Origin of the sequence: Nonomuraea sp. NPDC050663, assembly GCF_044456985.1 — a bacterium.
GTDB lineage: Bacteria > Actinomycetota > Actinomycetes > Streptosporangiales > Streptosporangiaceae > Nonomuraea.
Genome location: NZ_JBITGL010000004.1, coordinates 837,059 through 846,323, shown reverse-complemented (window position 1 = coordinate 846,323; position 9,265 = coordinate 837,059). Strand labels below are relative to the sequence as shown.

General features: G+C 71.5%; 8 protein-coding genes. 4 read left to right on the top strand and 4 right to left on the bottom strand.

Features of this window, described 5'->3' with window-relative positions; all coding sequences use genetic code 11:
• Positions 1–144: 144 nt before the first annotated feature.
• Positions 145–1,680 carry a D-alanyl-D-alanine carboxypeptidase/D-alanyl-D-alanine-endopeptidase gene (dacB, locus tag ACIBH1_RS16780; protein WP_397314633.1) on the bottom strand — a complete coding sequence of 512 codons (1,536 nt, stop codon included), beginning with the start codon at positions 1,678–1,680 and terminating at the stop codon, positions 145–147.
• A 129-nt stretch (positions 1,681–1,809) separates the two neighbouring features.
• Here dacB and ACIBH1_RS16775 point away from each other — a divergent pair, with 129 nt between their 5' ends.
• On the top strand, positions 1,810–3,099 hold the full coding sequence (locus ACIBH1_RS16775; RefSeq protein WP_397314632.1) for an MFS transporter: 1,290 nt from the start codon (positions 1,810–1,812) through the stop codon (positions 3,097–3,099).
• Here the strand turns inward: ACIBH1_RS16775 and ACIBH1_RS16770 are convergent.
• A complete protein-coding gene (locus ACIBH1_RS16770) occupies positions 3,068–3,625 on the bottom strand; it encodes an FHA domain-containing protein (RefSeq protein WP_397314631.1) in 558 nt (185 codons plus the stop codon). The genes ACIBH1_RS16775 and ACIBH1_RS16770 overlap by 32 nt on opposite strands.
• 84 nt (positions 3,626–3,709) lie before the next feature.
• Here ACIBH1_RS16770 and ACIBH1_RS16765 point away from each other — a divergent pair, with 84 nt between their 5' ends.
• Genes ACIBH1_RS16765 through ACIBH1_RS16755 form a run of 3 tightly spaced genes read left to right on the top strand, consistent with a single transcriptional unit; the run spans position 3,710 to position 7,460 of the window.
• Positions 3,710–4,207 (top strand): PadR family transcriptional regulator, encoded by a 498-nt coding sequence (locus ACIBH1_RS16765; protein ID WP_397314630.1) that lies wholly within the window; start codon positions 3,710–3,712, stop codon positions 4,205–4,207.
• Positions 4,204–4,878 carry an ABC transporter ATP-binding protein gene (locus ACIBH1_RS16760; RefSeq protein ID WP_397314628.1) on the top strand — a complete coding sequence of 225 codons (675 nt, stop codon included), beginning with the start codon at positions 4,204–4,206 and terminating at the stop codon, positions 4,876–4,878. The genes ACIBH1_RS16765 and ACIBH1_RS16760 overlap by 4 nt, the downstream gene beginning before the upstream one ends.
• Positions 4,875–7,460 (top strand): FtsX-like permease family protein, encoded by a 2,586-nt coding sequence (locus tag ACIBH1_RS16755; protein WP_397314627.1) that lies wholly within the window; start codon positions 4,875–4,877, stop codon positions 7,458–7,460. The genes ACIBH1_RS16760 and ACIBH1_RS16755 overlap by 4 nt, the downstream gene beginning before the upstream one ends.
• 6 nt (positions 7,461–7,466) lie before the next feature.
• Here ACIBH1_RS16755 and ACIBH1_RS16750 read toward each other — a convergent pair whose 3' ends face one another.
• Positions 7,467–8,228, bottom strand: coding sequence for a class I SAM-dependent DNA methyltransferase (locus tag ACIBH1_RS16750; RefSeq protein WP_397314626.1), 762 nt, complete (start codon positions 8,226–8,228; stop codon positions 7,467–7,469).
• Between the two features lie 17 nt (positions 8,229–8,245).
• Positions 8,246–9,109 carry a hypothetical protein gene (locus ACIBH1_RS16745; RefSeq protein WP_181612791.1) on the bottom strand — a complete coding sequence of 288 codons (864 nt, stop codon included), beginning with the start codon at positions 9,107–9,109 and terminating at the stop codon, positions 8,246–8,248.
• Positions 9,110–9,265 lie beyond the last annotated feature (156 nt).

Here is a 9,265-nt window from a genome sequence, read left to right as displayed (position 1 = left end):
GCGGGGGACGCGGCGCGGGCCACGGGCACGCCGGGGGGGCGCCCCCGGGGGGGGCCCACCGCGCCGGGGCCCCCCCCCCCGGGGGGGGCGGCGGCGGGGGGGGGGCCCCCCCCCCCCCCCCCCCCCCCACCCGGGTCAGTCAGGTCAGCAGGGCAGCGGCTTGAGCCACGAGCACTCGAGGTCGGGGAACTCCTGCGTGCTCTCCCCGCCGCGCAGTTGCGCGCTCACGTTCGGCGCGTTCCGCGAGAACGTCGCGAGCCGTACGGCGATCTTGTCCTCGATGTCCTTCGGCGACGAGGACAGGTACTGGTTGAGCATGATCGAGAAGACGAGCGGCTCCCCGTCTGCGCTGGTCACGTACCCAGAGAGCGACGTCACGCCGGTCAGTGACCCCGTCTTGGCGTGCACGTTCCCGGCCGCCGCGGTCCCCCGCATCCGGCTGCGCAGGGTGCCTCCCACGAGCCGGTCCGGGTCGCCGGCGATGGGCAGCGACGCGTACCAGACCGGGTACCAGGGCTTCGAGCGCACGGAGTACAGCAGCTGCGCGATCGACGAGGTCGTGATCCCGTCGCGGCGCGACAGGCCAGAGCCGTCGCGCAGGTTGAGCACCTGCACCCCGTTCGCCTTGGCGAAGTCGGTGGCGACCTTGAGCCCGGCGGCCCAGGTGCCCTGGCCGGACGCCTTGCGGCCCATGGCCTTGGTGAGGATCTCGGCGTGCATGTTGTTGCTCAGCTTCATGAACGGGATGAGCAGTTCGCTGAGCGGCATCGACTGGTGGGTCGCGAGCGAGACGGCCGAGGCGGGGGCGGCGCCGGCGGTGGTGCGGCCGAGGACGCGGACGCCGTGCTTGGCCAGGGCGTCGCGGAAGAGGGCGGCGGCGTACAGGGTCGGGTTCTCGACGGTCACCCACTCGGAGGTCTCCTCGGCCACCGTGCCGGTGATGAGGATGGTGTTGGTGGAGTGCTGCCGCTCGATGACGACGTCGGTGGTGGCGCCGACGACGGCCCGGTTGTCGATCTTGAGGTAGTCGTTGGGCGGGGTGACGGAGACCTTGACCGAGTCGCCCGAGGGGGCCACGGAGACGATCGCGGTGCCGGCGTCGTAGTCACGGTCGGGCGAGGCGGTCAGCGCGGAGATCTGGGCGGCGTAGTAGTAGGGCTCGTCGTCCCAGGCCCAGTCGTTGCCGAGCCGTACGGCGTCGAACCAGGTGTCGTCGGCGATCAGCCGGCCGGTGACGAGCTTGACGCCCTTGGCGGCGACGGCGGCGGCGAGGCTGGAGTAGTCCTCGCCGAGCATGGTGGGGTCGCCGGTGCCGCGCAGGACGAGGTCGCCGATGATCGAGCTGCCGACCTGGCGTCCGGCGCGCAGGGCGGAGGTCTCGAAGCGGTAGTCGAGGCCGAGGGTTTCGACGGCGGCCGCGGAGGTGAAGAGCTTGGTGTTGGAGGCGGGCGTCATGAGCTTGCCCTGGTCGTGGGCATAGAGTTCCTCGCCGTTCACGGCGCTGCGCACGGTGACCGCGGAGCGCGCGATGGTGAGGCGGTTGTCGGCGAGGATCTGGTTGATGTCCGTGGTCAGGTCCGTGATGCCGGGCGAGGGATCGACGGCGGTGGCCGGACTGGACGACCAGGCGAGCGTCGCGACGAGCGCGCCCGCGATGAGGGAGGCTGAGGTGCGCCGCATGGGGTCTCCAAGAGGGGACTGGGGGATCTCGATCGGATCATGAGGCGAAAAGGTCGTCCTGCAATCCGCAAATATCCGTATATTCCGGGAGATCTACCGAACGAGCGGCCGCTCGGCTCTAATAGGGCAATGGTCCCCAGGAGTGTTCGGATCGGTTACGGCATCGGCTCCTTCTGCACGGGAACGTTCTCCACGGTCCCAGGCCTGCTGCTGCTGTTCTACATGACCAACCAGCTGGCCGTGCCGGCCTGGCTGGCCAGCTTCGTCGTGTTCCTGCCCAAGCTCTGGGACGTGCTGATCAACCCCTGGGTCGGGCAACGGTCCGACCGATCGGGCTCCAGACGTCCGTGGTTGCTGCTGGGCGCGCTGACACTGCCCATCGCGTTCGCGCTGATCTTCGCCGCGCCCGGCATGTCCGGCGTCCCCGCCGCGATCTACGTGGCCGTGCTCTACTTCCTGACCGCCACCGCCTACGCCTTCTTCGAGGTGCCGTACAAGGCGATGCCCGCCGAGATGACCGAGGACTACCACGAGCGGTCGAGCCTGCTCCAGTGGCGCATGATCTTCCTCGGCATCGCGATCCTGCTGTCGGGCGCGGTGGCCCAGCCGATCGCCGAGGCCTTCGGCTACCACGTGATGGGCGTGGCCGTCGGCGTCGTGCTGTTCGCGGCGATGCTGGGGACCTACTTCGGTACGGCCAAGGCCCCGGTCGTCACCCGCTCGGAGGCCGAGCCGTCCCTGGCCAGGCAGCTCGCCGTGGCGCGCTCGAACAAGCACTTCCTGCTGCTCCTGGGCTTCAGCTGCTCCCAGATGTTCGCGGCAGGCGTCATGCTGGCGGGCGCCCCGTACTTCGCGACCTACACGCTGGGAGACTCGGGCGCGACGACGACCCTGTTCCTGTGCCTGGTCGGGCCGATCCTGCTCACCATGCCGCTGTGGGTGTGGCTGGCCAGGGTGCTCGACAAGAAGGGCGCGATGGTCCTGTCGTCGGCGCTGTTCATGGCGGGGGCGGCGGCCATGTCGCTCACCCCGGTCTTCGGCTCGGTCTACGCCCACGCGTGCGTGTTCTTCGTGGGCATCGGCTACGCGGGCATCCAGCTGCTGCAGTTCTCGATGATGGCCGACGTGATCGTGCACGACGCCGCGACGAGCGGCAAGGCGCGCGCCGGGGTCTTCACGGGTCTGTGGACGGCGTGCGAGACGGTGGTGTTCGCCTTCGGCGCGACGGTGCTGGGCTGGGTGCTCGGCTCGAACGGCTTCGTGGAGTCGCAGCCGGGGGAGAAGGTCGCCCAGCCCGACTCGGCGATCCAGGCCGTGCTGCTGGGCGGCACGCTGCTGCCCGCGGTGTTCATCGGGGTGGCGATCGTGCTGACGCTGCGCTACCGGCTCACCGCGGCAGAGATGGCTGCCCGGAGCTGAGCAGGAAGCCGCAGTCGCCGAAGGCGATCTCGTCGCCCGCGCGCACCCGCGCCGGGCCGACGAGGCGCCAGCCGTTGAGCCGGGTGCCGTTGAGCGAGCCCAGGTCGTGGATCATCCAGCCGCCGTCGGCCTCGCGCCGCAGCTCCGCGTGCACGCGTGAGACGGTCAGGTCGGACAGCACCAGGTCGCAGGCCGATCCCCGGCCCACGACGAACCGCACCCTGGTGTCGTCGGGCAACGCCAGGCGGGGCAGGCGCGGGCGCCGCCAGGCCGACTGCAGCCGGGTGAGGAACTCCGAGACCGAGCTGACGGCGTTGGTGACCCGCAGCCGGAACGTGTCGCGCGGCGGTAAGTCCGCGACCAGGTCGTCGAGCTCGTGCACGTTCTGAGCGCGCAGGGCCATGTCGACGCGTCCGACGAAGGTTTCGGGGGACAGGCGTCCCTCGACGGCGCGGTCACGGAGCTCATCGATCGCGCGATCGCGCTCTCCATCTGATGCGCGATATGGAGGTTGCGTCGAGCCCATGCCCCAGAGTATCGGGCTGATTGACGGCCGATGTCCAGAAATCCCGCTTGTCTTGAGCATACTGAGTATGCATACTCAGTATTCATGTCCATCCGACACGGGCTGCTCGCCCTGCTGAGCCGCGGCCCGCGCTACGGCTACCAGCTGCGCGCGGAGTTCGAAGCGTGCACCGGGGCCGCCTGGCCGCTCAACATCGGCCAGGTGTACACCACGCTGTCCCGTGCCGAACGCGACGGCCTGGTCGAGCCGGGCGAGGCTGACGAACAGGGCCGGGTCGTCTACCGGATCACCGAGGCCGGCCGGGCGGAAGTGGGGCGATGGTTCGGCACCCCCGTCGCCCCGTCCGACCGGCCTCGGGACGAACTGGTCATCAAGCTCGCCATGGCGGTCGCCGCCCATCCCGACGCGCTCGCGGTGATCCAGGCGCAGCGCACCGCCACCATGCGCACGATGCAGGAGCTGACGAGGGCCAAACGCCAGGCCGACGGGGACCTGGCGCACCGGCTGGTGCTCGACTCGATGATCTTCCACGCCGAGGCCGAGCTGCGCTGGCTGGACCACTGCGAAAAGGGGCTGTCATGACGTTGTTATCGCTGGAATCGGTGAGCCGGGCCTACGGGGAGGTCACGGCCCTCGACGGCGTCGACCTGACCGTCGCGGCGGGCGAGCTGGTGGCCGTGATGGGACCGTCGGGGTCGGGCAAGTCCACCCTGCTCAACCTGGCCGGCGGCCTGGACAAGCCGACCTCGGGCACCGTCGCGGTCGACGGCGAGGACCTCGCGCGCGTGCGCGACCTGGCGGCGGTACGGCGGCGCAGCGTGGGCTACGTCTTCCAGGAGCTCAACCTGATCCACTCGCTCACCGCCGCCGAGAACGTCATGCTGCCCCGCGAACTCGACGGCGTCGCCGCCCGGCAGGCCCGCCGGCAGGCGCTGGCCGCCCTCGACGAGGTGGGTCTGCGGGAACACGCCGAGGCCTTCCCCGACGAGCTGTCCGGCGGCCAGCGCCAGCGGGTGGCGATCGCACGGGCGCTGGTGGGCGAGCGGCGGCTGGTCCTGGCCGACGAGCCCACGGGCGCGCTCGACACGGCCACCGGAGACGAGATCCTGACCCTGCTCCGCTCCCGCGCGGACGCGGGAGCGGCGGTGCTGCTGGTCACGCACGAGCCCCGCTACGCCGCCTGGGCCGACCGGGTGATCTTCCTGCGCGACGGCAGGATCGTCGACGCCGCCCTGCTGCAGGACGCGCGATGAGGGCGGTGCTGCGTCTGGCCTGGCGGGACATCCGGCGCGCGAAGGGACGCTCGGCACTGATCATCGCCATGATCGGGCTGCCCGTGCTCGTCATCTCGGCGCTGCTCACCGGCTACTCCACCATGATGGTCTCCCCGCGCGAGGGTGTCGAGGTGAGCCTGGGCCGCGCCGACGCGATCGTGCGGCCGTCGTCCGTGCACGGGCCGGTGGCGCAGGAGCCTTTGTCGGCCTGGGCGTACCACGCGGGGCTCGGCAACCGGCCGTCCGAGCCCTGGCGGCCCGAGGAGGTGGCCGCGCTGCTGCCACCCGGCCACCGTGCCCTGCCGTACCAGGTGGGAACGACCGAGGTGCGGCTGCCCGGCGGGTTCGAGGCGCTCGACGCCGTCGAGGTGGACCTGCGCGATCCGCTGACGGACGGCATGCGGACCCTGGTCGAGGGACGGCTGCCCGCCGCCGCGGGCGAGGTGGCGGTCACCGAGGCGGTGCTCGACCTCGGCGTACGGCTCGGCGACACCGTCCCCGTCACCCGCCAGGAACGCCCGGCCACGGTGGTCGGCGTCGTGGAGCACCCGCAGCAGCCGGCCGCCGACGAGATCGTCTCCCTGCCTGGCCTGCTGCTGCTCAACCCCTCGAAGGGGCTCGACCTCGGCTTCCTCGTCGACACCCCGGCGCCGGTGACGTGGCAGGATGTCCAGCGGCTCAACCAGGCGGGGCTCGGCGTGCTCTCGCGGACGGTGATCATGGACCCGCCGGACAAGCCTTCGCGATCGGGCTACGCTCCCGGCTACCAGTTGGGGTTCGCGCTCGCCGTCTTCATGGTGGTCCTGGAGGTCGTGCTGCTGGCCGGGCCCGCCTTCACCGTGGGGCTGCGCAGGCGCCGCGACGAGCTGGCCACGGTCGCCGCCCAGGGCGCCTCGAAGCGGCACCTGCGGATGATCGTCCTGGCCGACGGGCTGCTGCTCGGCGGGCTCGGCGCGATCGCGGGCGGCGCACTGGGGGTGGTGCTGGCGCTCGTCGGCACGCCCTTCGTCGCCAGGCTCGGCACCCCGCTGGGCCCGCCCGAGGTGCCGTGGGCGCAGGTGCTCGCCGTGGTCGCGCTGGGGCTGGTCAGCGGCGTGTGCGCCGCCGTCGCGCCCGCCGCGCAGGTGGGGCGGGAGAGCCGATCCGCTCGCCAGAAGGCCGGCAGGCCGGTGCTCGGCGCGGTCCTGGTCGGGCTGGGGCTGGTGGCCACCGCGCTCGTCCTGCAGAGCGACGCCGTCTTCGGCTTCCGCGCCAGGGAGTGGCGTGACCTGAACGACGTGCTGGTCGTCGCGGCCGCGGTGGTCGTCGTGCTGGGGGTGATCGCCCTGATGCCGTGGCTGGTGGTGCGGAGCGGGCGGGCCGCCCGGCGCCTGCCGCTGGTGCTCAGGCTGCCGGTGCGCGACGCCTCCCGCCACCGGGTCCGCACGGCGTCGGCCGCGGCCGCGGTGATGGCTGTCACCGCGGCGGCGCTGGCGTTCGCCATCGGCTACCAGAGCAACCACATGGGCAACCTGGCCAACTACCGGGCCGGTGCGCCGCTCGGGATGATGATGGTCAACGGCCAGCACGGGGTGGCGACCTGGGAACGGGTGCGGGCCGAGGCCGAGGCTCAGCTGCCGGGAGTGCGCCTGGTGCCCGGCATGGTCGCCCTCGACGCCGAGGACCGGGTGATCACCTTCAGCATGCCGCGCACGTGTTCCGGCAGGTGCAAGTCGTACGGCTGGCACGGGGAGGAACTGCCCATGGGCGACGCGGCGCTGCTGCGGCTCTTCCAGGGCAGGGACGACCCCGCCGCGGCCGCCGCGCTGTCGGAGGGCAAGGCCGTGATCTTCGACCCCGGCGTGCTCATCGAGAACGGCACGATCACGCTGAACGGCTACTACCGCTACGACGGCATCGCCGATCCCGTGCGGGTGACCCTGCCCGCCGTCCGCGTCACCGCCGCCGACCCCGCTCAGGGCGGCGCGGTCCTGCCCGCCTCCGCGGTCGCCGCCGCCTCCGGGCTCAAGGTGGCCGAGGCGCGCCTGTACGGCATGCACGTGCCCGCCGACGAGCTGCGCCTGGAACGCAACCTCATGGCGGCGGGCAGCGCGGATCTCTTCGTGGAGCACGGCTACCCCGACCCCATGCCCGGCCAGCTGTGGATCCTCTTCGGGGGCTCGCTGGTGGTCGTGCTCGGCGGCACGCTCATCGCCACCCGGCTGGCCGCCGCGGACTGGCGTCAGGAGCAGTCGACCATGGCCGCCATCGGCGCCGGCGCAGGGACGCATCGGGGCATGCTCGCCGGCCAGGCGGGGTTCATCGCGCTCCTGGGCACGGTGGCGGGCACGTTCGTCGGCGGGGTCGCGGGGGCGGCGCTGGCGATCTCGCTGACTGCCAAGTGGAGCGGTGTGTCCGTGTACGGGCCGCAGGGGTACTTCGAACTTCCCGACCACACGACCTTCGCGGTGCCGTGGGGCTTCACGCTGGCGGTGGTGCTCGGCCTGCCGCTGCTGGCGGCGCTGATCGCCGGGGTTTTCACCCGCAGGCCGAGGCCCGCACTCACCCGGCGGGCGACCTGAGCGCGCTCATACCCGCCGTGTGACGCGGATCTTCGACTGCCGGTGCGGCAGCTTCTCCCAGTCGTCCATGAAGACCGCGTCGAGGCCGTGCCGGTCCGCCAGGGCGATCAGCGTCTCGGCGCGGTAGTAGAAGTCCTCCCGCAGCACCTGGTGCTCCTTGCCCTCGGTCCTGTCGAAGGTGAAGTCGAACCACCCGCTCGGCTTCATCACCCTCGCCACGTGCCCGAAGCACTCCTCGATCACGTGCAGCGGCGAGTGCGAGAAGACGCTGTGCGCGTGCACGACGTCGAAGTGCTCGTCGGGCAGGAAGGCGAAGGTCAGGTCGCGCACCGGCATGAGGTGCGGCAGCTTGTCGCGCAGGCCGTGCTCCACGAGCGTGGCCTGCGCGGCGAAGAGGATGTCGGGCGAGATGTCGATGCCGTAGTAGTGGCCCGGCTCCAGGTGGTCGATGAACAGCCGGCCCGCCCGCAGGTTGCCGCAGCCGATCTCCAGCATCCGGTGCTCGGGCAGCAGCCCGTGCTCCCTGAGGTAGTCGAACTGCATCCGCCCGAGCGCCAGCCAGCGCTTGTGCGTCTGCGAGCCGACGGCCGCCTCGGGGTTCCTGGCCGTGTCGGACTTCATGACGGCGCGGTAGTAGGCCACGTGGTCCCTGGTCCGCAGGCGATACCAGGTGTCGCGCAGCAGCCGCCGCACGTGCGGGACGATGCGGCCGGGATGCCGTACGGCATAGCGGAGCTGGTGCAGGGGGCTGGTGCGCTTCACACCCACCCCCTACCCGCGGCGCGTCAGTCCGTCACGTCGGCGCAGACCACGTGGGCACCGATCTCGATCATCCGCCGCTCGCTGCGGGTGTCGGCCACCCGGGCCATCAGGATGGGGGCCTCGCTGGCCGCCAGCTGGGGCAGCCTGGCGCGGATCCCGCGATGGAGGTCGCGCACCACGTCCTCGGCCGCCGACATGTGCACCTTGACGTGCAGCATGATCCCTGGAGCCCCGGAGGCCGTGCGAGCCTCGGAGATCCACACGTGGTGCACGAGGGGGAAGTCCGCCAGCAGCGTGGCGATCCCCTTGCGCAGGGCGGGCAGGATCGGATGGGTGCAGCGCCGGTAGCCGGGGTCGACCTGCTGCATGGGGCCGGACAGGTGCGGCCGGGGGGCGGGGATCCAGCTCTGCGGCGGCGAGGCGACCGGGGCGGCCAGGGCGAACGATCGCTCCGACGGCGGGGCGCTTCGCGAGACCGTGGCCATGGCGCCGGTCGCGTAGGCCGCGGGAACGGCCCCCGACAACGCGGGCATGGGCCCCGAGCGGATCGCGCGCAGGAAGCGCTGGAGGTCCTCGATGGGCACGGCTGCCGCAGCCGGGCCCGCAGCGTCGATCACGATTTCCCGCACACCGGTGACGCGCTGAATGTCGAGGATGGTGTCGGCGTCGCACGCCGACAGCGAATGGCTGCCGCGGTGTCGTGCGTAGGTGTCCGGCCCGGTGTATCCGAGCAGGACGCGGTCGCCGGCCTGGGTGGTCCCAAGCACGACGGAGCGGTCTGGTCGCACGGCCACCAGGACTCCACCGTCGGCGAGTGCGGACAGCAGGCGGTGCGGGTTGCCATGCTGACGCAGCACTTCGGCGAGGGCAGCGTTCCCGATGCTCATATGACGAACCATAGGTAGTCGGCCACGACTTATCAGGCTAATGGTGAAGAAAACTCCCGATCAAGACAAAGATGCTGTGAGCTTGAATGATCTTGTAAACCCCTGGGTAGTGCCCAGATCCTGGGACACTCGTGAACGCGTTCACAAGGCCGGATA